General features: G+C 62.5%; 21 protein-coding genes. 11 read left to right on the top strand and 10 right to left on the bottom strand.

What is annotated here, in order from left to right; translation table 11 throughout:
- Positions 1-442 precede the first annotated feature (442 nt).
- Entirely contained in the window at positions 443-3,823 is a 3,381-nt protein-coding gene (locus C7G61_RS36805; RefSeq protein ID WP_108522593.1) for an adenylate/guanylate cyclase domain-containing protein, read from the top strand.
- 150 nt (positions 3,824-3,973) lie between these two features.
- Here the strand turns inward: C7G61_RS36805 and C7G61_RS36800 are convergent, their stop codons facing one another.
- The 4 genes from C7G61_RS36800 to C7G61_RS36785 all read right to left on the bottom strand — a co-directional run bounded on the left by C7G61_RS36800 (position 3,974) and on the right by C7G61_RS36785 (position 7,834).
- Entirely contained in the window at positions 3,974-4,951 is a 978-nt protein-coding gene (locus tag C7G61_RS36800) for a DUF3592 domain-containing protein (RefSeq protein ID WP_244608629.1), read from the bottom strand.
- Positions 4,952-5,018: 67 nt separating this feature from the next.
- Positions 5,019-5,636 (bottom strand): LysE family translocator, encoded by a 618-nt coding sequence (locus C7G61_RS36795; RefSeq protein WP_108522592.1) that lies wholly within the window; start codon positions 5,634-5,636, stop codon positions 5,019-5,021.
- Positions 5,637-5,822: 186 nt separating this feature from the next.
- On the bottom strand, positions 5,823-6,377 hold the full coding sequence (locus C7G61_RS36790; RefSeq protein WP_108522600.1) for a hypothetical protein: 555 nt from the start codon (positions 6,375-6,377) through the stop codon (positions 5,823-5,825).
- A gap of 11 nt (positions 6,378-6,388) precedes the next feature.
- Positions 6,389-7,834: an LVIVD repeat-containing protein gene (locus C7G61_RS36785; RefSeq protein ID WP_244608628.1), complete on the bottom strand. Its 1,446-nt coding sequence runs from the start codon at positions 7,832-7,834 to the stop codon at positions 6,389-6,391.
- 119 nt (positions 7,835-7,953) lie between these two features.
- Here C7G61_RS36785 and C7G61_RS36780 point away from each other — a divergent pair, with 119 nt between their 5' ends.
- The 3 genes from C7G61_RS36780 (at position 7,954) to C7G61_RS36770 (ending at position 11,358) form a co-directional block, all read left to right on the top strand.
- Positions 7,954-8,268: an ArsR/SmtB family transcription factor gene (locus C7G61_RS36780; protein WP_108522591.1), complete on the top strand. Its 315-nt coding sequence runs from the start codon at positions 7,954-7,956 to the stop codon at positions 8,266-8,268.
- Positions 8,261-8,797, top strand: a complete 537-nt coding sequence (locus C7G61_RS36775) for an SRPBCC family protein (RefSeq protein ID WP_108522590.1) — start codon at positions 8,261-8,263, stop codon at positions 8,795-8,797. Before C7G61_RS36780 ends, C7G61_RS36775 begins: the two co-directional genes overlap by 8 nt.
- Positions 8,798-9,129: 332 nt before the next feature.
- The gene (locus C7G61_RS36770; protein ID WP_108522589.1) at positions 9,130-11,358 is read left to right on the top strand and encodes an ATP-binding protein; all 2,229 of its coding nucleotides are present in this window, start codon (positions 9,130-9,132) and stop codon (positions 11,356-11,358) included.
- Between the two features lie 60 nt (positions 11,359-11,418).
- Here C7G61_RS36770 and C7G61_RS36765 read toward each other — a convergent pair whose 3' ends face one another.
- Positions 11,419-13,029, bottom strand: a complete 1,611-nt coding sequence (locus C7G61_RS36765) for an acyl-CoA synthetase (protein ID WP_108522588.1) — start codon at positions 13,027-13,029, stop codon at positions 11,419-11,421.
- Positions 13,030-13,197: 168 nt separating this feature from the next.
- Positions 13,198-14,736, bottom strand: a complete 1,539-nt coding sequence (locus C7G61_RS36760; RefSeq protein WP_108522587.1) for an FAD-dependent oxidoreductase — start codon at positions 14,734-14,736, stop codon at positions 13,198-13,200.
- A 292-nt stretch (positions 14,737-15,028) separates the two neighbouring features.
- Here C7G61_RS36760 and C7G61_RS36755 point away from each other — a divergent pair, with 292 nt between their 5' ends.
- Entirely contained in the window at positions 15,029-15,766 is a 738-nt protein-coding gene (locus C7G61_RS36755; RefSeq protein ID WP_108522586.1) for a protein-L-isoaspartate(D-aspartate) O-methyltransferase, read from the top strand.
- A gap of 37 nt (positions 15,767-15,803) precedes the next feature.
- Here C7G61_RS36755 and C7G61_RS36750 read toward each other — a convergent pair whose 3' ends face one another.
- A complete protein-coding gene (locus tag C7G61_RS36750) occupies positions 15,804-16,259 on the bottom strand; it encodes a GatB/YqeY domain-containing protein (RefSeq protein WP_108522585.1) in 456 nt (151 codons plus the stop codon).
- Positions 16,260-16,565: 306 nt separating this feature from the next.
- Here C7G61_RS36750 and carA point away from each other — a divergent pair, with 306 nt between their 5' ends.
- The 5 genes from carA to C7G61_RS36725 all read left to right on the top strand — a co-directional run bounded on the left by carA (position 16,566) and on the right by C7G61_RS36725 (position 22,626).
- Positions 16,566-17,756, top strand: a complete 1,191-nt coding sequence (carA, locus tag C7G61_RS36745) for a glutamine-hydrolyzing carbamoyl-phosphate synthase small subunit (protein WP_108522584.1) — start codon at positions 16,566-16,568, stop codon at positions 17,754-17,756.
- A 311-nt stretch (positions 17,757-18,067) separates the two neighbouring features.
- Entirely contained in the window at positions 18,068-18,511 is a 444-nt protein-coding gene (locus C7G61_RS36740) for a PaaI family thioesterase (protein ID WP_108522583.1), read from the top strand.
- 89 nt (positions 18,512-18,600) lie between these two features.
- Entirely contained in the window at positions 18,601-19,134 is a 534-nt protein-coding gene (locus C7G61_RS36735) for a cupin domain-containing protein (protein ID WP_108522598.1), read from the top strand.
- Positions 19,135-19,642: 508 nt separating this feature from the next.
- On the top strand, positions 19,643-21,106 hold the full coding sequence (locus C7G61_RS36730) for a DUF1254 domain-containing protein (RefSeq protein WP_108522582.1): 1,464 nt from the start codon (positions 19,643-19,645) through the stop codon (positions 21,104-21,106).
- A gap of 77 nt (positions 21,107-21,183) precedes the next feature.
- Positions 21,184-22,626 (top strand): DUF1254 domain-containing protein, encoded by a 1,443-nt coding sequence (locus tag C7G61_RS36725; protein WP_108522581.1) that lies wholly within the window; start codon positions 21,184-21,186, stop codon positions 22,624-22,626.
- Between the two features lie 174 nt (positions 22,627-22,800).
- Here the strand turns inward: C7G61_RS36725 and C7G61_RS36720 are convergent, their stop codons facing one another.
- Complete coding sequence (locus C7G61_RS36720) at positions 22,801-22,959, bottom strand: response regulator (protein WP_244608627.1); 159 nt, start codon at positions 22,957-22,959, stop codon at positions 22,801-22,803.
- A 365-nt stretch (positions 22,960-23,324) separates the two neighbouring features.
- Between C7G61_RS36720 and C7G61_RS36715 the strand changes: the two genes are divergently transcribed.
- Complete coding sequence (locus tag C7G61_RS36715; RefSeq protein ID WP_108522579.1) at positions 23,325-24,023, top strand: Crp/Fnr family transcriptional regulator; 699 nt, start codon at positions 23,325-23,327, stop codon at positions 24,021-24,023.
- Between the two features lie 13 nt (positions 24,024-24,036).
- Here the strand turns inward: C7G61_RS36715 and C7G61_RS36710 are convergent, their stop codons facing one another.
- Complete coding sequence (locus tag C7G61_RS36710; RefSeq protein ID WP_108522578.1) at positions 24,037-24,336, bottom strand: hypothetical protein; 300 nt, start codon at positions 24,334-24,336, stop codon at positions 24,037-24,039.
- Positions 24,337-24,631: 295 nt separating this feature from the next.
- A complete protein-coding gene (locus tag C7G61_RS36705) occupies positions 24,632-24,940 on the bottom strand; it encodes a hypothetical protein (RefSeq protein ID WP_145963754.1) in 309 nt (102 codons plus the stop codon).
- Positions 24,941-25,005: the final 65 nt, after the last annotated feature.

The raw sequence follows: 25,005 nt of genomic DNA, 5'->3' as shown, positions 1-25,005 counted from the left end.
CGCATAGCCGCCCCGTCAAGCGTCGATAGCGTCAACAGTTCGCACAATGGAGAACTCACCCAACAAAACCCGCAAAAATCCAAAATCAGGAGCCGAAATCGAACCAGCCGAGTTTTGCAACACAATCGGCGCCATAGCGGACATGGCCGGACTGGAGGCTGGCTCGACCCGGTCGCGACAACGCGAGAGCACGACCGCGACGTCGAAGCCCCTGGGCTGTTCATTCCTGCGCGCTGCCGTCTGCCGCGACGTCAAAGTCGCACCACCCCATCAAGACCGCGGCCGCCTCATCGCTTGTTGGGCGTCATGCCTGGTGCTGGCCCCGAGCCGGAAACCCGAAGTCGCCGTGTTCCCTCCCGCCGCCGCTGCAATTAGTTGGCGCGTATGGTAGCCTCCGTCCTGCCGGTCCGGAAAGCTTAGCGTTAAATGGGTAGGGGCCGCCATGCAGCAGATTGTCGACTGGCTGGAAAAGCTCGGCATGTCCGAGTATACTCGGTGCTTTGCTGAAAACCGCATTGATTTTTCGGTCCTTCGCGAACTGACGGATCAGGACCTGAAAGATCTCGGTGTCGTCCTCGGTGATCGCCGAAAAATGTTGCGCGCGATTGCCGACATCGAAGTTATCGAGAGGAACGCACCAGCCGTGCCCGCCACGGCAACTGCAGCGCCGTGTCACACGCCCGTCGCGTCAGCGCCAATCCCGACCGCAACACCACAGCCGATCTCCGCCGCAGCCGAGGTCAGCGGTGAGCGCCGCTATGTCACGGTGATGTTCTGTGATCTCGTCGGCTCGACCAGCATTGCCGCGCAGCTCGATGCCGAGGAGTGGCGCGACCTCCTCTGCGCTTATCTCGATGCCGCCTGCGCAGCTGTGACCGAGATGGGCGGCCATATCGCTAGAAAGTTGGGCGACGGGCTAATGGTGCTGTTCGGTTATCCGGTGGCGCAGGAGAACGACGCCGAACGCGCGGCGCGAGCAGCACTCTCGATCCAACGCGCGCTCGCTGAGATGAATCGCAAGAACGCTGATGCCGGGAAGCCAGCGCTTAGCGCGCGCATCGGGATTGAAACCGGCGCGGTCGTGGTCGATGCGGCGGGCGAGATTTACGGTGATGCGCCCAACATTGCGGCGCGGGTACAGGCGGTAGCGGAGCCGGGTACGGTCGCGATGACGGCGCGGGTACAGCACCAGATCGCCGGTCTGTTCGTCGTTGAGGACCGCGGCAGTTATGAACTTAAGGGCGTGTCGGAGCCGGTGACGCTATACCGGCTCGTACGGGCGAGCGGTGGCGGGCGCCGAGCGGGACAGCGTCATCTAACGCCGCTGGTGGGTCGCGAGGAAGAAGTCGCGATGTTGATGCGGCGCTGGGAGAGGGTGCAACAGGGTGACGGTCAATTGGTGATGATCGTGGGCGAGCCGGGATTGGGGAAATCCCGCCTGATCGAAGAATTCCATCCCCAGCTGCGCGAGGTGCCGCACACTTGGGTAGAATGGAGCTGCTCACAGCTTCTGCAAAACTCGCCACTGCACCCGATCGCGGATTGGGGCCGCCAGCGCTTCGGCGGCGCCGACATAGCCGCAGAGCAGCGTCTCGCAGACCTGGAGCATACGCTGGAGCTGGTCAAGCTCGACCCGGCGGAGAATGCCCCCTTGCTGGCGCCACTTGTGGACATCCCCCTGCCGCAGGACCGTGCACCGATTTTAGAACCCGAGGTGTTGCGGCGCCGACAGCTGACGGCGCTCACCAATTGGGTCATGGCCGGCGCGCGAACTCAGCCGGCGGTGCTGGCAGTGGAAGATGTGCATTGGGCTGATCCGACGACACTCGATCTCTTGCACGGCATCGCCGAGCGCGGTGTGTTGGCACCCTTGTTCGTTCTGATCACCGCCCGGCCTGAATTCCGTCCTCCCTGGGGCGTGCGCTCGCATCACAGCACCATCTCCCTCGCACCGCTTGATCGCTCGCAGGTGCGCCAGATGGTCTGCGAGATTGCCGCTCGCCATGCGCTGCCAAGGGAAGTTGTTGACGGCGTGACCGAGCGCAGCAGCGGTGTGCCGCTGTTTATCGAGGAAGTGACACGGCTTCTATTGGAGTGCGGCGAGCACGGCGGCCATACGATCCCGCCAACATTGCAACAATCGTTGGCGGCGCGGCTCGACCGGCTTGGCCCAGCGCGCGACGTGGCGCAGATCGGTGCCGTTATCGGGCGCGACTTTTCCTATCCGCTCTTTCGCGCCGTGGCCGGGATAGAAGACAGGCCGCTTCAGACGGCGCTGGAACGGCTCGCCGAGGCAGACATTCTGCTTGTGCGGGGCCTACCACCGGAATCTGAATATCGCTTCAAGCATGTGCTCATCCAGGATGCAGCCTATGAGAATTTGCTTAAGAGTCGACGCCGGGTTTTGCATCGCCGCGTCGGCGAAGCGTTACGCGACGATTTTGCCGCCACCTGTGCGGCCGCGCCGGAGCTGGTGGCGCATCACTTCACACAAGCAGGGCTCACCGAAGCGGCCATCGAATGGTGGGGCAAGGCTGGACAGCAGTCACTGGAGCGCTCGGCGCTAGTCGAAGCCACAGAGCAACTTACGCGCGCTCTCGACCAGATAGCCAGTTTGCCCGGCACGCCCGCGCTGCGCCGTGAGCAAATCAGACTTCAGGTGGCGCTGATTACGCCGCTTATTCATGTGAGGGGTTACGCCGCGCCAGAGACCAGGGCAGCGGCGGAACAGGCGCACACACTAATCCAGCAAGCTGAGATGCTCGGAGAGCACCCTGAAGACCCCCTCTTGTTGTTCTCGGTACTCTACAGCTTCTGGGTCCATAACTACGCGGCCTTCAATGGCAAGGCGATGTGCGAGCTTGCTCGTCAGTTCCTGACGCTGGCTGACAAAAGCCCCTCCACGGCTCCACTGATGATAGGGAGCCGTCTCACGGGTGTCTCCCTCATGACGACGGGAGACATCGCCGGAAGTTTGCCACACTACAATCGGGCGCTTGCGCTATATAACCCGGCCGAGCACCGTTCTCTGGCGACGCACTTTTCTATCGATGCCGCGGTATCCGGTCTGGGCTTTCGATCCTGGAGTTTTTGGTTGCTTGGCTATCCGGATGCGGCGCTCGCAAATGCGGAGGACGGTCTAAAGAATGCACGCGAGTTTGGCCAAGCCGCCACTTTGATGTGGGCCCTATTTTACGGATTCCTTCCCCACATTTGGTGCGGAAAGTACGCCCGAGCAAAAATGCAGGCGGACGAACTCGTCGTCTTAGCGAACGAGAGGGGCACGTCCTTTTGGAAGGCAAATGGCATTCGAGCGCAAGGGTACCTCTTGGCTGAAGCCGGCGGTGCGGTCGACGCTATCAGTATGATCCGTTCCAGCCTTGACGCTTGGCGGTCAACTGGTTCAACCTTACGGGTGCCGACCGATCTGTCCTATCTCGCCAGCGCCCATCTGAAAGTCGGTCAGTTCGACAATGCCGAACGCTGTATCCGCGAAGCCATGGTGGCGATCGAAAGTACCGATGAACGCTGGTACGAGGCTGAGGTCAATCGCATAGCAGGCGAAGTCATGCTCCACTCGCCACTTAGCAACACATCGAACTCAGAAATGTATTTCGAACGCGCCCTTGCAGTAGCCCGCGAACAACAGGCCAAATCCTGGGAACTCCGCTCCGCAATGAGCCTCGCCCGTCTTTGGCGCTCCCAGGGCAAGCCGCGGCAAGCTCGCGAATTGCTTGCTCAAGTCTACGGCTGGTTCACTGAAGGGTTCGACACGCGCGATCTGAAACAGGCCGAAGCATTGCTCGCCGAACTGGCGGCGTGAAGGCGCTCGCGACCGACAGTGGAAATGTCGCTGATTGGCACATCGCGTCATTTCGGTGCGGTGCGGAATTTGGTTGCTATCAGGGCATAGCGCACTTTGGCGAGCGATCCGCCCGGCGGCTCGCGTTTCGTTTCTAATTCGCGAGGTACGTTAGCCGTGCACCGCGGCGTAATATGCCACGCCCCAAATGGCCACGGCCGCCAGCCATATCACCCACACAAACCCGGCACGCGGCTCCAGCGTGGCCTGCGATGGATTATCCGGATTGACCCAGACCTTCACGCTGGCGCCGTTCTTGTAGTCAGTGGTGGATTTGCGAACCAGCCAGCTCGAGGTGGACGCCACGCTGCTCGCAAGCGTCGCATGCATGTTGGTGTAGGTGAGGTTGTTGTACTTGTAGGAGTAGGACACCCGGCGCTGATACATGACCTGGCCGCGCGACCGCCCATCCTTCGGAGCGGCGCGATACTGCTCGATGTCGGACAGCTGGATGGTGCCCGATACAACAGGCCATTTCATCGCCAGCGAGGCCTGCCTGTGCAGGACGAGCGCGAACAGCGCCACTGCGGTACCGAACGCGCCGAAGGCAACGGATGCGGCGGCGTTGCCCTGTTGTGGAATCCGCGACGAGACGAACTCGGCAATCTGATGCAAGCCGATCGCCGAGCCGAACACGATCGCCAGCACGATCGCCGTGCCGATGCCGAGGCAGCCCCACATGCCTTTCGGCAGGTCGCGCTCCAGTACCGCCTGGTCCGGATGCCGTGGATTGTAATAGACGGTTACGGCGGCGCCGGCCGGATATTTGGCGATGGTTTCGGCAACCTGGAAATTTCCAAGGTCCTCGCCGATGCTGACGCGGTTATTGCGCAGCTTCCTCCCCGCGACCGAATATTCGTAGACGATGTCGGCGAAGTTGCGCTCCTCGAAGCGATGCCCCTCCTCCCGCTCGCTGTCGATCACCTTGACCTTGCGCACCTCGGCCTTCGAGACCACCACCTTGCCCGCGGCCGAGGGCCATTCGCGCGCAGCACGCACCTGCAGCGACTTGTAGGTGGCGGCGACGAGGAGCAGCCCAAGCGGGGCAAGCAGCATCGCATAGACGAACCACGGCAGATCGGGCAGCACGGCTTGTTCCCCAGAGGCGGCTTGCGGTTAGACGCGCCGCCGCCGCCGCGGGTTCAACGATTGCCGGTTACTTCGCCCGCGTCAGCGCCAGCCAGATGCCGCCGCCGATCATGAAGCCGCCGGAGATGCGCGACAGCAGCCGCGTGCGCTGCTTGGAGAAAAACAATCGCGCCCGGCCGGCCAACAGCGCGTAGACCGCGTCGGTCGAGGCGGCGATCACCATGAAGGTGATGCCGAGCAGCGCTACCTGCGGCAAATGATCCTTCTCCATGTCCATGAACTGCGGAATGAACGCGCCAAAGAACACCAGCACCTTGGGGTTAGAGAGCAGCACCAGAAAGCCCTGCAGGAAGAAGCCGCCGCGCGGCGGCGGCGGCGGTTCGTCGGCGTTGACGCCTTCGACCGGCGAACGGATCAGCTTGATGCCGAGCCAGATCAGATAGGCCGCGCCGGCAAAGCGCACCCAGTCGAACCAGTAGCCCATGGTCGCCATCAGCGAGGTCAGTCCGACGGCAACGATGCCGATCACGATGGCGAGACCGGTCTGCGCACCGGCGCAATTGATCAGCGCCGCACGGGTGCCGTGCCGCAGGCCGTTGGCGATCAGAAGTGTCACCACCGGACCCGGCAACAGCGCCAGCGCGATGCAGGCGGCGACAAAGGCGAGATAGGCTTGAAGGGACATGGGATGATCCAGTGAGAGAACGTCGTGGCCGGGCATAGCCGTCTGAAGGACGGCGTCGCTTCCGCTCGCCTATGCCCGGCCATACACGTCTTATCGCAAAGCGTGCCCGATAAAAAGACGTGGATGCCCGGGACTTCTAGCGCGAAGACGCGCTTCGCGCGTTTGCCCGGGCATGACGGAAACGTTTCACCGCCCTTCCATCGCAGCCATCACCCAGTGCGTCATTTCGCTGCGCGCCAGAAAGTCCAGCGCCGCGCGCCGCATTTCGGGCGCGTCACCCTTGCCGTGCGCGACCGCGACGAGAAGGTCGCAGTGGCGCGAGACTGCGACGCCGATCGCGGCGTGCCGCAAGCCGCCGGACAGTTTGAGGTCATAGGCCCTGATCCGCCCCTGCATATCGGCTAGCCGGACCATTTGGCCCGGCGCCAGCGGTGCAAAATGCTCGCTCAGCAGATCGAGATCGGCGACGCGATCGACCTCATCATCGTCGGCGACGCCACGGTCGCAATTGCAGAACCCCATCTTCGGCCGCACGTAAAGCTCGACCTCGCCGCCGCACGCAGCCGCGCTGCAGCGGAAGGCCTTGCCGGCGGGCCAGCCATCGCGGGGAAACGGCCAGGCGATCTCCTGCCACTCACCTTTCTGTTCGTCCTGAAGCGGCGCTACGTGTTGATAGGCGGCGGCGCCCGACAGCGCACCGAGCACTACAGTGGCTGACGCAATGACCGGCCAGCGACGCATCGCCGGCGTCCTCACCGAAGACCGGCGACGGCGCGCGCCGGGCCGGTCAGTTCCAGAATGTGCAGGCCAGTATTGGCGCGGTCGACGATGTAGATGTAGCCGCGCTCGTCGGTTTCGACATTGTTGGTCTGGATCGCGACCTTGCAGCGATCCTTGCCGTCGATCTTGACGCAGCGCTTGTCGGTCGCCGCCGTGATCGCCGGAATGAAATAGCCGACCTCGGTGGGATGATAGGGATCGCGAATGTCGAGGGCGCGCACGCCCGCATTGAAGAAGGATATAAACGCCATCTTCTTGTAGAAGACCTGTGCCATGCTCTCGTTGGAGGAATGCGCGCCGAACCGCCCGCCCCGCTCGCAGAACGTCCCGCTCGCTTCCGGCACCGTGTAACTCGAGATCATCATCGGCCGGTTCTCGACGGTGATATCGGCGAACCACACCATCTGCCGCGGCTCGTTGCATTCGTTCAAGATCGCCTCATCGACGATCATCACGATGTCGCGGGTCTTGCCGTCCTTGTCGCGCGCGAATTCCGCAATCGGCATTCCCAACATCGGAAACACCGTGTGGGCGCCGTTGAATGCCGACATCGCCAGCCGCGCAATTTCCGGCGAACGCAGATTGTCCACGGTCGGCTCCTTCGGCCCGCTGAGCAGTTTTTCGCGATCGACGATCTGCAGGAAGCCGCCCTTGTTGGTGCCGTAGCCGAAATAGACCCGGTTGCCGGAAGGCCCGGTCGAGATCGGTCCGTGCAGTTCGGTCGGCACCGCGCCGGTCGAGCCGGGCTCCTGGCCGGGAAGACCGAAATCGCGGATCTTCTGCGGATGCGCGGGATCGGAGAGATCGTAGACCTGCGTCATGCGGCGCGTGCGCCAGTCCGGCGCGCCCGACACCAGGAAGGCAATGCCGGTGTCGCATTCCCACCAGTTCTTGTGCGTGTCCTTTAATCCGGCAATCCGCGTGATCAGCACGGGGTTGGCGGGATCGGCGACGTTCCATATCTCATGCGCCTCGCCGCCAAAAGTCCGCAGCATGTAGACCGCGTTGCGGTCGCCCTTCGGCAGCGCCTTGCCGTCGCAGATCCGCACCATCTGCGCGCCGCCGGCTTCATACTTACCTTCCTGGCCCGGGAGGTGACGCAGATATTTCGGTTGCGCAGGATCGGTGACGTCGACGATCGAGGTGCCGTTCGGCTCGGCCTTGCCGGTCTGCGGATTGACCGGCGCCGGGATATCGTCGCTGCCGCCGTGATGGCCGATATAGGCGATCCAGCGGTCGCCTTGATGATGGATGGTCGGCTGATAGGCGCTGCGCGCCTGCAGGTCGCTGGTTCCAACCAGCTTCATGTTGTGAGCTTCGGGCGGCGCGCCGATCACTTGCTGCTGTGCGCAAGCGATGCCTGGGCCTGCGAGAAAAAGGATCGAGAACGAGGCTGCGAGTTTAAGGCAACCGCTCATGTTCCACCCCACTGTTCAAGGCCAATCTGCGCTGGCTGAGCGCACGATAACACAGATGGTGGGCCGCGCCCAAAACACGCCCTTGACATGCAACCTTTTGGTTGCCTATTATCCGAACCATGGATGAGGTCTTCAAGGCGCTTGCCGATGCGTCGCGGCGCTCGCTGCTGGACAGGCTTCACGCCAAAAACGGACAGACGCTGAACGAACTTTGCGACGGCCTCGCCATGACGCGGCAGGCGGTCACAAAACACCTTGGGATTCTGGAAGCGGCCAGCCTCGTCACCACGCTCAGGCATGGCCGCGAGAAGCTGCACTACCTCAATCCGGTTCCGATCCATCAGATCGGCGAACGCTGGATCAGGAAATTCGAGCGCGGGAAACTTGGCGCCCTCAGCGAGTTGAAACGAAAGTTGGAGAAGCGTGATGAGTAAGCCGGAGAAAGCGAACCTCGACCCCAAGAATTTCAAGCCCGCGATCGTCTACACGATCTACATCGCCGCTCCGCCAGAGAAGGTATGGGAGGCGCTGACCAGCGCCGAGTTCAGCCGGCAGTATTTCTCCGGCCATGCGGTCGAGGTCGATCAGAGGATCGGCGGCGCCTTCATTATGCGAACGCCGGACGGCGCCTTGCATATTTCGGGCGAGGTGATCGAGTGTGAACCGCCAAGGAAGCTCACCGTTACCTTCAACGTCAACTGGCCGGCGCTGGTGGAAAAGCTCGGCCCGACGCTCGTCACCTACGAGATCGAGCAGACGGGCGACGCCGTGAAGCTGACGATGCTGCAGTCGCATGACCGCGACATCAGCGACGACATCCTGTCCGGCGGCCGCACCGGCTGGCCCGCGATCCTCTCCAGCCTGAAGAGCCTGCTGGAGACCGGCAACGCGCTGACGATCCAGATGCAGCCGCCGGAACGCATGCTGGCCGCGTTGAAGGAAATGGGCATCGGGACGCCGTAACTATCGTCGTCCCTGCGAAAGCGCGGACCCATACTCATAGGCTCGCGTTATTGGGCGCCGCAGGTCCGTAGCCCGGATGGAGCGAAGCGCAATCCGGGACCGCTCACGCCGCTTGCACTTTCCCGGATTTCGCTGCGCTCCATCCGGGCTACGAACTCGGCATCGGGACGACTTAGTAGTCGTCCTCCCTGGCCGCTCTTCGCGAGTGGACTCAGGCCTGCCTAAGGGATATTCCAGCACGGGTATTTCGAACACGGCTGCCTCGCAGGCGGATTCCGAACGTCACTGTATTACAACGAGATTCGCTGATTGAAGCGTGGAACGACGCACCGATGAGCCTGCGCACCCGGCTATTGATACTGGTGATCGCCGCGATGCTGGTGCCGGCCATCCTGGTGGGACTGCGCTTCGTCCAGAATCGCACGGGCGAGATCGACGACGCGCTGGCCAATCTGTCGGCGACCGCCAACGATATTTCAGGCGATCTCGACGAGAAAATTCAGGGCACGGCCCAGCTTCACTATGGCCTCGCCCGCGCCCGCGATCTCGACACACGCGACAAGGCGGCCTGTTCGGCTTTCCTTTCCGCCGTGCGCGAAGAATATCCGCGGTACACCGGCATATTGACCATCAATCCGGACGGCAGCCTGTTCTGCGACTCGCTGCGAACCAACCGGACTCTCGATCTCAGGGACCGCGAATATTTCAGGCAGGCGCTGGTTGCGCACGGCGCCGTCACGCTCGAGCCCGTATTCGGCCGGCTGACGGGGACCTCCGTGCTGCAGATCGCCTATCCCGTACGCGCCGAATCCGGCGAGCTGAAATTCATTCTGCTCGCCTCGTTCAACCTGAAGAAATTCGCTGATGATCACGGCAAGCGCCTGTCGAACGACAGCGAGATTCTGCTCGTTGACAGGAAAGGCACGGTCCTGGCCGCGCCTGAAAGGAAGGACTGGACCGCGCCGGCCGGCGCATCGATCGCAAATTCAGAGCTGTTCCGGTTTGCGACCTCAGCGAATCGCGAGCCGTTCCACGAAATGACCGGGCACGGCGGCCGAACCCATGTCTGGGCCGCTGCGCGCTCCCCTTCGCTGCGCGATGCCGGACTTCACATCATGATCGGACGATCCAAGGACGGTCTGGTCGCCGCCGCCAACCGCCGCCTGTACGAGGATCTGGCGATGCTCGCGGTGGCCTCGCTGCTGCTGTTCGCAGGCGTATGGATTCTCGCCACCGTGAGCGTCGGCCGTCAGGTCGGACGCCTGGCTGCGATGGCGACGAAACTGGGACTCGGCGATCTCGGCGCGCGGATTGCGCCGCCCCATCCGCGGGGCGAACTCGGCGGGCTGATGACCCTGCTCAACGATACCGCCGAGTCGCTCGAGCGCCAGCGCGCCGCGATCGATGAACTCAACCAGAAACTCACCCAATCGCAGAAGATGGAGGCGATGGGTCAGCTCACCGGCGGCGTTGCGCATGATTTCAACAATCTGTTGACCGTCATCCTCGGCAATGCGGAGCACCTCGCCGAGAAGCTGGCGGCACACAAGGAACTGCACCACATCGCCGAGAGCATCGCGACCGCCGCCGAACGCGGATCGGACCTCACGCGGAGCCTGCTCGCATTCGCACGCAAGCAGCCATTGATGCCGAGAGACATCGACATCGGCCAGAAAATCGTCGGCATGGAGCAATTGCTGCGCCGGACGCTCGGCGAACATATCGAGTGCGAATTCCGGCTTGATCAAAACCTGTGGCAGGCCAGCGTCGATCCCGGCCAACTGGCCTCGGCGCTGCTCAACCTGGTGCTCAACGCGCGCGACGCCATGCCATCAGGCGGCAAGCTGACGGTCGAGGTGCAAAATACCTCGCTCGGTGAGTCTGATGTGGACGTCAACGGCGAGGCGCGGCCCGGCGATTATGTCATGGTCGCCGTGACCGACACCGGCACCGGCATGACGGCCGAGGTTGCCGGCCGCGCCTTCGAGCCGTTCTTCACCACCAAGGAAGTCGGCAAAGGCACCGGCCTCGGCCTGAGCATGGTTTACGGATTCGCCCAGCAATCCGGCGGGTCGATGCAGATCCGCTCCGAACCGGAGCACGGCACCGCCGTCAGGCTGTTCTTCCCCCGTGTCGGAACGCCCCAGGCGAGCGCGGCGCCATCCGCTAGTCAGCAAGCCACGCCCGCCGGCAGCGAAACCATTCTCGTTGTCGAGGACGACGACTTTGTGCGCGGCTATGTCGAAGGCGAGTTGAAGGCGCTCGGCTATCGCGTCATCGTGACGCGCGACGCGCCCGCAGCGCTCGATATATTGCGCGGCCCCGAGAACATCCACCTTCTGTTCACCGATGTCGTGATGCCCGGCGGCATGTTCGGAACCGAGCTTGCGAAGGAAGCCGCCCGTCTGCGACCAGACTTAAAGATCCTGCTGACATCAGGCCATACCGAGCATCCCGTCGAAGCGCTCAACGGGGGCGGCCGCGAGGTGCGGATCCTGAACAAGCCCTACCGCCGGCACGATCTGGCGTCGACGCTGCGTTCGGTGCTGAAGGCGGGCTGATATTCGAGCTGCGTTCGCAGGGACGACGGTGAGAGTTTGCGACGACACTAAGCGGTGCCCCTACCCCAGCGCCCGCAATTCGCGCCGCAGCACCTTGCCGGTCGCTGTCATCGGCAGCGCGTCCGCGAACTGCACGAAGCGCGGGTATTCGTGGGCGGCGAGCTGCACCTTGACGAACTCCTGAATCTCGCGCGCCAGTTCGTCGCTCGCCGCAAAGCCCGGACGCAGCACGATCCACGCCTTGATCGACTCGGTGCGGATCGGATCGGGAATGCCGACCACCGCCGACATCGCCACCGCCGGATGCTTCATCAGCGTATGCTCGATCTCGGAGGGACCAACGCGATAGCCGGCGGTCGTGATGACGTCGTCCTCGCGGCTGACGTACCAGAAATAGCCGTCCGCATCCTGCACGCCGAGATCGCCGGTCAGGAGAAACTCGCCGGCATATTTCTTCGCGGTCGCTTCCGGGTTCTTCCAATATTCGATCATGGTACACGGGCACGGCTGGCGCACGCCGATGACGCCGCGCTCACCGCGCGGCAATTCCTCGCCCTTTTCGTTGACGATGCGGACGTCGAAGCCCGGCGTCGCCTTGCCCATCGAGCCGGGCCGAAGCGGAAACAGGTTCGAGTTGCTGCCGATCACGAGGTTGCATTCGGTCTGGCCGAACACTTCGTGCGCATCGATGCCAAAGGTTTCGCGCACCCACCCGAGCAGCTCGCCACCGAGCGATTCGCCGCCGGTGAAGATGCTGCGCAACTTCACGCCGGGATTTTTCACGCCGGCCTGCCGCATCAGTTTCAGTGCGGTCGGCGGCAGGAAGGTGTTGCGAATGGAAAGTTCCGCCATCATCGCCATCGCCGCCTGCGGCTCGAATTTGCGCGCGCGATGGCCGACCAGTGGAATGCCGTGATACCAGAACGCCAGCAGGGCGTTGATCAGCCCGCCGATCCAGGCCCAGTCGGCCGGCGTCCACATCAGGTCGCCCGGGCGGGGCAGGAAGTTGTGGCACATCTCGACATTCGGCAGATGGCCGAGCACCACGCGATGGGCGTGCAGCGCGCCCTTGGGATTTCCTGTGGTGCCCGAGGTGTAGATGATCAGGGCGGGATCATCGCGAGAGGTGTCGACGGTCGCAAAATCCGGCGATGCCGCCTTCAGGGAAGACCAGAACGGTTTCGTCCCGGCGGGCGCGCGATCGCCGATCACGTAGATATTGTTGAGCGCCGGAAGACGGTCGCGGATTTTCTTGAGCTTCTCCCAGCCGCTCTGGTCGGTAACGATCGCCTTGGCCTCGGAATTCGACAGGCGGAATTCCAGCGCGTCCTCGCCGAACAGCGCAAACAGCGGGATCGAGATCATGCCTGAACGAAATGCCGCGAGATGGGCGATCGGCAATTCCAGCGATTGCGACAGGAACACCGCGACGCGGTCGCCGCGCGACAGGCCGTCAGCCTTCAGCACATTGGCAAAACGGCGCGAGGCCTCTGCGACCTCGTCGAACGAGGTGCGTGTGGTCGCGCCGTCCTCATCGACGTAGATCAGCGCCAGACGGTCAGTGCCATCCGCATAGCGGTCGCAGCACGCGGTCGCCATATTGAAGCGCTCGGGAATGTCCCAGCGGAAGTTGCGGTAGAGCTCGTCGTAGGTTGAGGCTTCGGTGAGCATGGCGTTTATTGTTTCCGTCCCTCGTCATGGCCGGGCAAAAGCGCGAAGCGCGTCCTCGCGTCGCAAGCCCCGGCCATCCACGTTCTTGTTTGCTTGCCGCGAGTTTAAAGACGTGGATGCCCGGGACAAGCCCGGGCATGACGAGGAGAGGCGTTTTTGTCACCTGACTCAAGGCGACCGCGCTCTCTCCATCGCAAGCTCGGCCTCGAGACTTGCGACGTCGCGATAGATCGAGGCGACGGCGAGCACCCGGCCACGGCTCTTGTACTGCAGCAGGCAGTCCCTGCCCGCGATGTCGCCGTCGACGGTGATCTCGTCCCATTTCTCGGCGTGGCCGACATAATTGATCGGCACATCGTAGTGCTGGCTCCAGAAGAACGGCACCGCGTGGAATGGCTCGCGCTGCCCAAGCATGTTTCGCGCAGCGGTCTGGCCCTGGCGCTCGGCCACCACCCAATGTTCGACGCGAATGGTCTCGAGGGAATGCGGATCGGGCCAGCGCGCGATATCGCCCGCGGCGTAGATGCCGGGGACGCTGGTTTCCAGATAGGCGTTGACGGTGACGCCCCGATCGATCGCCAGTCCCGCCTGCTCCGCCAATCCAAGGCGGGGGCGCACGCCGACGCCGACCACCACGATATCGGCCTCGATCGCAGTGCCGCTCTTAAGCATCGCGCGTTTGCCGGTGATCGCAGTCACGGTGTCGCCGAGATGAAAGTTGACGCCATGCACTTCATGCAGCGCACGGACGAAGTCGCCCAGCTCAGGCCCCAGCACGCGCTCCATCGGCCGCTGCTCCAGGCCAACGACGTGGACCTCGACATTTCTGGCGCGTAACGACGCCGCGGCTTCCAGCCCGATAAAGCTCGCGCCGATCACCACCGCCCGCCGCGCGCCATCGGCCAATGCGATGATGGCGCGGGAATCGGCCAGCGAGCGCAGCACGTGCACATGGGGCTGATCCGCACCCGGTATCGGCAGGCGCACCGGCTCGGCGCCGGTCGCCAGCAGCAAGCGGTCGTAGGGGATGGTCTCGCCGCCTGATGTGACGACATGGCGTGCATTGACGTCGATTGACGTGACCTCGGCCTTGAGCCGCAGATCGATCTTCGCGTCGGCGTAAAAATCATCCGGCCGCAGCGGCAGCCAGTCCTCCGGCGCGCTGCCGGCGAGATAGTCTTTTGACAGGTTCGGCCGGTCAACCGGCGCTGCAGCCTCGTTGCTCAGCATCACGATGCTGCCGCGATAATCCTGCCGCCGCAGCGTCTCGGCTGCGGCAAAGCCCGCCGCGCCTCCGCCGACGATCACGATCCGGCCGGGCGCGTCGGTGGCGCCCTTCACCCGCGGCTTGACCCGTGGCTTGGGCTGTTCACGTTTTTCGCCAACGAAGATGCGGCCGTCTTGCTGGTCGACCTTCCACACCGCAATCGGACTAAGCGCCGGCGCGCGGGTGGCTTCGCCGGTGCGCAGATCGAAACACGCGTGATGCCAGGGACAGCGGATATCCTCGCCGGTCACAAGGCCCTCGGCGAGCGGCCCGTGATAATGGCTGCAATGCGCGCCGATCGCGAAGATCTCCGAGCCCGAACGCACCAGCAACACTTCATCGTCGCCGACATGGCCGAGCAAGGTCTCGCCGGCGAATTCGGACGGGGTTATGCCCTTTGACAGGTCGGGACCGGCGGGAGGCGCTTGCTGATCGGCCATATCTTCCTCCGCTCTCGTTGCGCGTCGTCATGCAGTGGTGCGACGCCTTGATAATTGCGCCGGCACCTTGCGGTTCCACGGCGTCATTGATACGGCGTCATGGATGGTGTGTGCGGAGAAGTCAGCTTACCGGCCAGGTGCCGGCATGGTATCAAGGCTGCTGGAGGACCGCCTGAACGCATTGCGGTCATTCGCTGGACGCCGTGTTTCGCTTGACGGCTGATCGGTCGAATCCTCTCGTTGCGCTCAAGCGGTCGACGCGAAGCGTGGACCGACGGGAGATCGCACAATCATGAAGACCATGCTGCTGCTGGTGCTTTCCATGGTCGCCGCCGCGCGGGGTGCGACCGCTCAGGAGGACGCACAATGCGTCCGCGAACGCGCCGCCATGGTCGAAACCATCAAGAACTACGCCCGGTCCCGCGCCCTTGTTTCGGGAAAGCAGGGTTTTTCGGAGCGGGTCCTTGAGGCCATGGGGCAAACGAAACGCCATCTGTTCATTCCCGATCGGTCCTGCTCGATCGCATACGCGGACATGCCGGTTCCGATCGGCCGCGGCCAGACCATATCGCAGCCGTTCATCGTGGCCTTGATGACAGAGTTGGCCGAGGTTGCGCCCGATCATGTCGTGCTCGAAATCGGTACGGGTTCGGGCTATCAGGCCGCCATCCTCGCGCGCCTGGCGCGAAAGGTCTGCACCATCGAGATTATCCCGGCGTTGGCCGAGGCCGCTGCGAAAACACTCAAAGACCTCGCGTATGACAATGTGAGCGCCAGGCTTGGCGACGGCTTTGCTGGCTGGCCCGAATGCGGTCCGTTTGACGCCGTGGTGGTGACCGCCGCGCTCGGGCAGGTGCCGCCGCCGCTGATCGAGCAGCTTAAAGTGGGTGGCCGGCTCGTCATGCCGGTGGGAGCCGATTACGGCACCCAGCACCTCACGGTCGTCGAGAAAATCGCCCCTGACAAGACGACAACGCGCGCCGTCGCCCCCGTGCGCTTCGTGCCTTTCACGCGTTCACCGAGCCGATAGCGGCGTAGCGAAGCGCCGTAGCCCGGATGAAGCGAGATCACCCCGCCAGCGCCGCCTTCACCATGCCGCTCGCCTTGCCGAAATCCATCTGGCCGGCGAACTTTGCGCGCAGCACGCCAATCACCTTGCCCATGTCCTTCATGCCGGCGGCGCCAGTCTCGGCGATCGCGGCCGTGATCGCCGCCTTCATCTCATCCTCCGACATCTGCTTGGGCAGATAGGCCGAGATGATCGCGATTTCCTCGCGCTCCTGCGCGGCCAGTTCGGCTCGGCCGCCCTTGTCGTAGAGCTCGACCGATTCCTGGCGCTGCTTGATCATTTTCTGAAACACGCCAAGCAGATCGGCGTCTGTTAGCGGCGGCTTGCCTTCCCCGCGCGCGGCGATATCAGCGTTCTTGATGGTCGAATTGACCATGCGCAGCGTGGAGAGCTTTCGCTCGTCCTTGGCCTTCATCGCGTCCTTGACCGCGTTGTTGATGTCGTCGCGCAGCATGGTTGCCTCACTAAAATGGCGCCGCCGGAAAGGCTCTTGGTCTATCGGAAGATTCCGCGTCTATATAGGGACTGCGCGCGCCACGCCACTGGCATCACGGGGGTGATCCGCAGGTGTGGGCGGGCGAGGCTGGAAACTGGGGGCATCCGCCTCGGGAATTGACTAAACCGAGCCGCCCGATTCGGGCCGATTTGGCCAAAAAACGCTGACGCGGCGGAACCGGCTGGCAAATATGCGGCAAACGCATGTGAATCCACGTCTTCCGGCTTTGACGGGCGGGGGCGCTTGCGACTATGAAGTGCGCTCATGACAACATCTGAAAACGCCTCAGCCTGGCCGGACCACAAACCGACCGCGCTCCTCGTGCTTGCCGACGGTACCGTGCTGGAGGGTTTTGGCCTCGGCGCGGAAGGCCACGCCGTCGGCGAGGTCTGCTTCAACACCGCGATGACCGGCTATGAGGAGATCCTCACCGATCCCTCCTATGCCGGGCAGCTCATCACCTTCACCTTCCCGCATATCGGCAATGTCGGCACCAACGATGAAGACATCGAGACGGTGAACATGGCGGCGACGCCGGGCGCGCGCGGCGTGATCCTGCGCACGGCGATCACCGATCCCTCGAACTACCGCGCCACGAAACATCTCGACCAGTGGCTGCGCGCGCGCGGCATCATCGGCCTCTCCGGCATCGACACCCGCGCGCTGACGGCGCTGATCCGCACCAAGGGCATGCCGAACGCGGTCATCGCGCACGCCAAAAATGGCGAGTTCGACCTGCACGGGATGAAGGAAGAAGCCCGCGAATGGCCCGGCCTCGAAGGCATGGACCTGGTGCCGATGGTCACTTCCGCCCAGCGTTTCACCTGGGACGAGACGCCGTGGGTCTGGGAAAAGGGTTTTGGCCGGCAGAACGGGCCGGAGTTCAACGTGGTCGCGATCGACTACGGCATCAAGCGCAACATTCTGCGGCTGCTCGCCGGTGAAGGCTGCAAGGTCACGGTGGTGCCGGCGACGACATCGGCCGAAGACATTCTGGCGATGAAGCCGGACGGCGTGTTCCTCTCGAACGGCCCGGGCGACCCGGCCGCGACAGGCAAATACGCGGTGCCTGTCATCCAGCAGGTGATTCAATCGGGCACGCCGACCTTCGGCATCTGCCTCGGCCACCAGATGCTGGGCTTGGCCGTCGGCGCCAAGACCATGAAGATGCACCAGGGCCATCACGGCGCCAACCATCCGGTGAAGGACGAGACCACCGGCAAGGTGGAGATCACCTCCATGAACCATGGCTTTGCCGTGGACCAGGCGACCCTGCCAGAGGGCGCGACGCAGACCCACATCTCGCTGTTCGACGGCTCCAATTGCGGCATCGAGCTCAAGGGCAAGCCGGTATTTTCGGTGCAGTACCACCCGGAAGCCTCGCCGGGCCCGCGCGACTCGCACTATCTGTTCAAGCGGTTTGCGGATTTGATGCGGGCGAACAAGCGGGCGTAATGCGCTTTCGCTGAACGCTGCACGACATATCTCTATCCACATCGTCATGCCCGGGCAGAAGCGCGAAGCGCGTCTTCGCGCTAGATGTCCCGGGCATCCATGTCTTTACGTCCTCGCTGCCAGATTCAGACGCGAGCGGAAGCGACGCCGTCCTCCGGACGGCTTTGCCCGGCCATGACGGAGATTTTGCCGCACTAGCGCTCCGCCACGCGGTATAATATGATGATCATAATTGTAACGACAGGAATACGTCATGGACGATAGCACCGCCGCCCCCAAAGGTTGAATACGGCGTGACACCAACCCACGTGATGGCCGCGATGTCCGGCCTCGACTTCGTCCGCGCCATCTTCGACGGCAGATTGCCCGCCCCGCCGATCATGCAGAACGTTGAACCGTTCGATTCCACGGCCGAGCATGGCCATGTCATATTCCACAGCGTGCCTGGCTTCAGGCATTACAACCCGATCGGCTCAGTGCACGGCGGCTATGCCGCGATCCTGCTGGATTCCGCGATGGGGCTCGCGGTCCACACCGCGCTGCCTGCCGGCACCGGCTACACCACGCTCGAATTCAAGATCTCGTTCATCAAGGGCATGACCGAAGATACCGGGCCCGTTCGCAGCGAGGGCAAGACGCTCAGCGTCGGCCGCCGCGCCGCCACCGCCGAGGCGCGCATCACCGACGCCACGGGCCGCCTGCTCGCGCATGCGACGACGACGTGCCTGGTTTTCGAGATTCCAAAGGGAACGTGAGCGGCGGACAACGGTTTGAATTTGTAGGCGGGCAAAGCGAAGCGTGCCCACCAATTGTTTGCGGAGTGCTACGATTTCGGAGAATGATCATGCCCGTCGTCAGCGCCGACATCGAACCGCTCGCTTTCGTCTTCGCCGATGACGGCCTCGTTCCCAACAACCCGATGCCGTTCCTGGTTTACAAGGGTGCGGTGGATGTGGCGAACGATCACCCCGAAAAGACCATCGAGGGGCTGTTCGGCGCCAATGGCTGGGGCGCGATGTGGCGCAACGGCGTCTACGACTATCCGCACTACCATTCGACGGTGCATGAAGCGCTCGGCGTCGCCCGTGGGCACGCGCGCGTGCAGTTCGGCGGCGACCACGGCAAGGCACTCGATATCTCGGCCGGCGACGTCGCGATCCTGCCCGCGGGAACCGGCCACCAGTTGATCTCGGCAAGCGAAGACTTTTGCGTGGTCGGCGCCTATCCGCCGGGACCACCGATGCAGATCACGCGGCCGACGCCGGAGAACCACGCAAAGGCACTGAAGACGATTCCGGAAGTAAAACTGCCGAACACCGATCCGATCATGGGCGCGGACGGCCCGCTGGTCAGACTGTGGAAGCGCAGCACGCGGTAGTGCGGCCGAGACCGTCAGCCGCGGCGGGCGATCGGCAAGTTCGCGTTGGCTGAAACCTCCGCTGCCTGCTCGCCGGAAGCCAGCCGCATCGATCTCCCGCATTTGAGGCCAAGGCCTGCCTGGTGATTATGGCCTGCCTGGTGATTATGGAAGCGCAACTGACCATTCGGCCCATCCGCCGCCGCCACGAATGACTGCCACGACTTACCACTATTTCCTGCCCGTGCTAAGCTGCCGCACGTGGAGGTAGTTTCGATACCCTTCGTTAAGCCTGCTGGCATCACTTTTCCGAGAACCTTGATTTAAGTCAGCATACGCCGCGGCGTTTTAGCTGCCGATGACCCGTTAAGACACGTGATTCAATTCATCGCAGGGAGCGACAGCGCTTCCGCGTTCCCCGCTGCATTCCTGCAAAGGCAATGGAGGTCATACGCATCACCTGACGACACCAGATGCTCCGAGCTTCTCACAAACAACCACAGCAGACATCAGAAGAGGAGGATTCGACATGTTTCGAGGAATTCTGACGCTGACATTGTCTCTCTGCCTCGGCGCCGCGGCTGCGCCGGTGGCGCTCGCGCAATCGACTGCGCCCGTCACCGAACAGGAGGCGCACGCCATTGCGGTCGACGCCTATGTTTACTTCTACTCCATCATGTCGATGGATCTGTCCCGCAAGCAGTTCACAAACGTCGAACAAGGCAAGGACGCCTTCAAGGGCCCGATGAACACGTTCGTCAACGTGCGCGAATACCCGCCGGCCGATTTCAAAGGTGTCGTGCGAACCAATTTCGACACCCTGTATTCCTCTTCATGGCTGGACATGACCAGGGAGCCCGTCGTCATTTCGGTTCCGGATACCGACGGACGCTACTACCTGCTGCCGATGCTCGACATGTGGACCGATGTCTTTGCGTCACCGGGCTGGCGGACGACGGGCACCAAGGCGGGGACCTTTCTGATAACGCCCGCGGGCTGGCGGCCGGATCTGCGTGACAGGTTCGCCGAGGAGTTCAAGCTTCCAAAAGATACCCAGCGGATCGAGGCGCCAACGCCTTATGTCTGGGTGATCGGCCGCACCAAGACGGACGGCCCGGCGGATTACGCTGCGGTTCACAAGATCCAGGCCGGCTACAAGGTCACCCTGCTTTCGGAATTCGGCAAGACGCCGAAGCCGGTCGAGGTCAAGATCGACCCCAGCGTCGACATGAAGACGCCGCCAAAGACCCAGGTCGATACCATGTCGGCGGGCGTGTATTTCGCTTATGCCGCGGAGTTGCTCAAGCTTCATCCGCCGCACGTCACCGACGAGCCGATCATCGCGCAGATGAAGAAAATCGGCATCGAGCCGGGGAAGAGCTTCGACATCGGCAAGCTCGATCCGGTCGTGCAACGAGCCTTGGAGACCGCGCCGCAGGACGCGCAGAAGCTGATGGCGTGGAAGGTGCCGACACTGGCGCGCGTTGCCAATGGCTGGTCGATGAACACCGATACGATGGGCGTCTACGGCAACTACTATTTGAAGCGGGCGATCGTCGCTCAACTCGGACTCGGTGCGAACCTGCCGGAGGACGCCATCTATCCGCTCAATCTCGGCGACGAGTCCGGCAAGCCGCTCGACGGCGCGAACAAATACACCATCACGTTCGAGAAGGGCGCCGCCCCGCCGACCAATGCGTTCTGGTCGATCACCCTCTACGATCCCCAGGGATTCCAGGTCGGCAACGTGCTGAACCGGTTTGCGGTCTCCAGCTGGATGCCGTTCAAGCAAAATGCCGACGGCTCGCTTGAGCTCTACATTCAGAACGAAAGTCCCGGCAAGGACATGGAAGCCAACTGGCTTCCGGCGCCGAAGGGAGCCTTCAACCTGACCATGCGCATCTACAGTCCGAAGTCGGAGGCGCTGACCGGAAAATGGAATCCCCCGCCGGTCGTGAAGACGCCGACAACGGTGGGCTTGTCAGCCCAATAAAAAGTTGACGGCACGCCGGCGCTCCGGCGCCGGCGACCGACCGCCCAACACAATCATCCCCAAGAGGAGACGGCATCATGTTGACGAAACGCGATATTCTTCGTTCCGCAGCACTTGCGGCACTCATTGTCACGACAACGACGCCCGTCCCGGCCAACGCGCAGGCGAAAGCGGAATGGCCTGACATCCGCGAGGCCAGGGCCATCGCCGAGGAAGGCTTCATCTATGGGCTGCCCATCGTGATGAACTACGCTGTGATGTATGAGTTCGCCGTGGACGCGAAGAACAGCCAGTTTAAGGCGCCGTTCAATCAGATCAAAAACCTGGCGTATGTCGCGACGTACAAAGATACCGCTGTCGTGACGCCCAACAGCGACACCCCATATTCCACCTTATGGTTTGATCTGCGCGCCGAACCAATGGTTGTTTCTGTGCCGGCCGTGGAAAAGACTCGCTATTACACAGTGCAGCTGATCGACGGCAACACGTTCAATTTTGGTTATATCGGGAGCCGCGCGACCGGTAGCGACGCCGGAGATTACATGGTCGTTGGGCCGAACTGGCAGGGAGCCACTCCGCCCGGAATTCAAAAGGTCTTTCAGTCTTCAACGCAGTTTGCCTTCGCGGCCATTCGCACTCAGCTCTTCAATCCGGAAGATATGCCCAATGTCGTAAAGGTTCAGGCGGGCTACAAGGCGCAGCCCCTGTCGGCCTATATCAAGCAGCCAGCAACGACCGGTGCAGCAGCGATCGACTTTCCCAAGGCCGATGCTGCGTTGGTGAAGAAGAACTTCTTCGAATACCTCGATTTCGCTCTGCAGTTTGCGCCAGCTGGGCCGGAAGAACGCGCCATTCGCGAAAAACTCGCGCGCATCGGCGTCGGCGCGGGCAAGACATTCGAGTTCAAGGATCTTCCGCTGACGCACAAGGTTGAAATCGGACTGGGGATGAAAGACGGCGAAGAAAAGGTCGAGAAGTATCTCGCCAGCGGTCAGAAGGACGTAAACGGATGGAAAATCGGATCGCTGTTCGGAGACCGGCTGTTCTATAGCGGTGATTGGCTGAAGCGCGCTGCCGCCGCCAAAGGCGGCATTTACGGCAATGACGCCGCGGAAGCCGTCTATCCAATGACCAAAACGCTCGCCGACGGCGAAGCGCTCGATGCCTCCAAACACAAATACACCATCACTTTCCCCGCCGGACAATATCCGCCGGTGGAAGCCTTCTGGTCGGTGACGATGTATGACGGCAGGAGCCAGCTGCTGATCGAGAATCCGATCAATCGATACCTGATCAATTCACCGATGCTGCCCGGCATGAAGAAGAATCCGGACGGTTCTCTCACGCTGCATCTCCAGAAAGAATCACCCGGCGCCGACAAGGAATCCAACTGGTTGCCGGCGCCGAACGGCGAAATGTACCTCGTGATGCGCCTCTACTGGCCGAGGACCGAAGCACCGTCGGTCCTGCCTGCGGGCGAAGGCACATGGAAGCCGCCGGCAATCGTGGCCGCGAAATGAAGCCAGCCGGCGCGGTGTGAAGGCAGGATCAAGCCAAGGGGTCTTTCGCGGAGAAAGACCCCTCACGCCCGTGCGGAGATATTGTCGGCGGCCGCTCGCACGACCCGGTGCGCGGCGAAGATGGCCCGCTGGTGAAGCTATGGAAGCGCAGCACGGCCTAAGCGAACCCGGCCATCATTTGGGGCGCCGCAATTCGCTTTCGAGCCAGCCAACGGCGTTGGATTTGAGCGGATCGTACGCCATCGTCCTGGTTTCGGTGTGGCCGCATTGTGCGCATTCGAACGTGCGCTGCTCCAAACCTTCCGGCCCATCCGAAATGGCGGTCGTGATCATCCGCGCCTCGCAATCCGGGCAACGCGGCCGCATCGGCAGAAGCTCTGGAGGGGGTCTTTCCGGGGCTAGCATGACACTCACCCAGCGTTGAGTTGAACCTATCGACGCTTGCAGTTCGCACGCCGACAACCATTCACAAGGCGCTATTTAACCAATGAAAACGCCGTTGGATCCGTCCAATACCCGACACTCTGCATTGTAGCTGCAAATATATCCGCCGAACTGTCCGATACCCGACTATCTGCCGAGAATTAATTAGCTATTTCCGTTAGTTGCGCCCAGTGTGGGTCTATCGCCGGATCGAGCCGCAGGCATCGGTGACAGAGAGAGTTGAAGCTCCCGCCTAGCTTGTGCAGGAGCTCCTAATGGCCACTGAAAATCACCTCCTGAGTAAGCTGGATGCTTCAGCGCTGGCCATGCTGAAACCGCACATGCGGACGATATCCGTCGAGCATGGCGAACTGCTCCACGGCTCTTCGTTGGACATCGAGTTCGCCTATTTCCCACGCTCCTGCATCATTTCCGTTCTCGCCAGTACCGATCAGGGCTCGACCGCCGAGACCTCGATCGTCGGCCGCGAGGGCATGATCGGATCCTCCACCATCCACGGCATCACGACGTCGTTTGCAGATTCGATCGTACAGGTCGCCGGCGAAGCCGTCCGCATCCCCGCCGCGGAAGTTCATCGGGCCGGACGGGAGAGCGATAGCTTTCGCAAGATCGTTGCACTGTTCGATCTCTCCTTGCTCGCGCAGTCGCAGCAATCGACCGCCTGTCAGGCGTTGCACCAGGTGGAAAGCCGCGCTGCGCGCTGGCTCATGCAGTGCCGGAAACGGTTGGGCAGCAACGACATCCGCCTGACCCAGGAGTTCTTCGGGCAGATGCTCGGGGTCCAGCGCACCACCATCAATCTGGTCGAGCGCACGCTGCAGAATGCCGGCCTCATCCAGATCGGCCGCGGCCGCATCTCCATCCTCGACGCCAAGGGGCTGCACGCCGTCTCATGCGACTGTTACGAGCGCATCGAGAAGCGCTACGAAGAACTGCTGGGCCCGCTCGATTAGAGCATTGCGGTGTTCAACGGCGACTGGCGGCCGGCAGGTTTGAGTCGGCTGAATCCGGTAGCGGCTCGCCTGAGGAAACGCGCATCGCGGCGACCCGGGCGACGAAAAGCCCGATGACAAGATTTGCCCGTTCCGTCTCCAGCTTGTCGCGGACCGGCCCGTTCGGCTCGGTCGCGCACATGGTCTTGATGCAATCGAGGGTGCGGGACAATGAATTGACCACCGCCAATATCCGTTCCATGGACGGCGGCGCCGCCAGCGGCTCCGCCACGGCCTCAGACTTCGGGCCACGAAATTCAATTACTTTCTGCATCGATCGATTCCAAACCAGAACAGCCGGCAACACACGGCCCGGTAGCACCCGCATCATTCTGCACGGGCTCATCGGGCGGCCTTCATCATAGCGACGCCTCACGCAGGCTCGCTTAAATTGATTATCGGAATCTTGCAGTACTATCTAAAGACGTGCGCTTTTTTGCAAGCGGGCCCGACTTTTTCGGGACCGGCTAGCTAGAGACGGCGGCCAGCAGCTCAGCGATCACGTCCCGAGCCTGATTCCGGTGCATCCATGACGCTCGCCATGGCTACTGACGGCGAGATCACCTTATTCACCTGACCCACTGACCCATCTGCAGACAGGTCAGCAGGCTGACGTAGCTCGGCGTGCCACCGATGCTCTCTTGCGAGGTGCAGCTTGCCCGGCTCGGCGCGGGGAATTTCGACCATTGGCTTGCGAGCTGCCGCTTCGCTTTCTGTTCATCGTTCACGCAGCTCTTCATCGACTGATCAACGGTGAGGCCGGTGGTGGCGGCAACGTCGAGCTTGCAACTCCGCGCTATGTTGAAGTTCGGCACTCCGTCCGCCACCGCAACGACCAACTGCGAGTTCAAAACGATCATCGAGAAAGAGATAGGCATCTCCCGCCTCCTTCGGATCGCAGCGAATGCTCTCGGACTGCCGCTTCGGTTCGAAGCCGCAGCGC

Origin of the sequence: Bradyrhizobium algeriense (assembly GCF_003062295.1) — a bacterium.
Lineage (GTDB): Bacteria > Pseudomonadota > Alphaproteobacteria > Rhizobiales > Xanthobacteraceae > Bradyrhizobium > Bradyrhizobium algeriense.
Note: the sequence above shows the minus strand (reverse complement) of the source record. Positions and strands in the feature narration are given on the sequence as shown.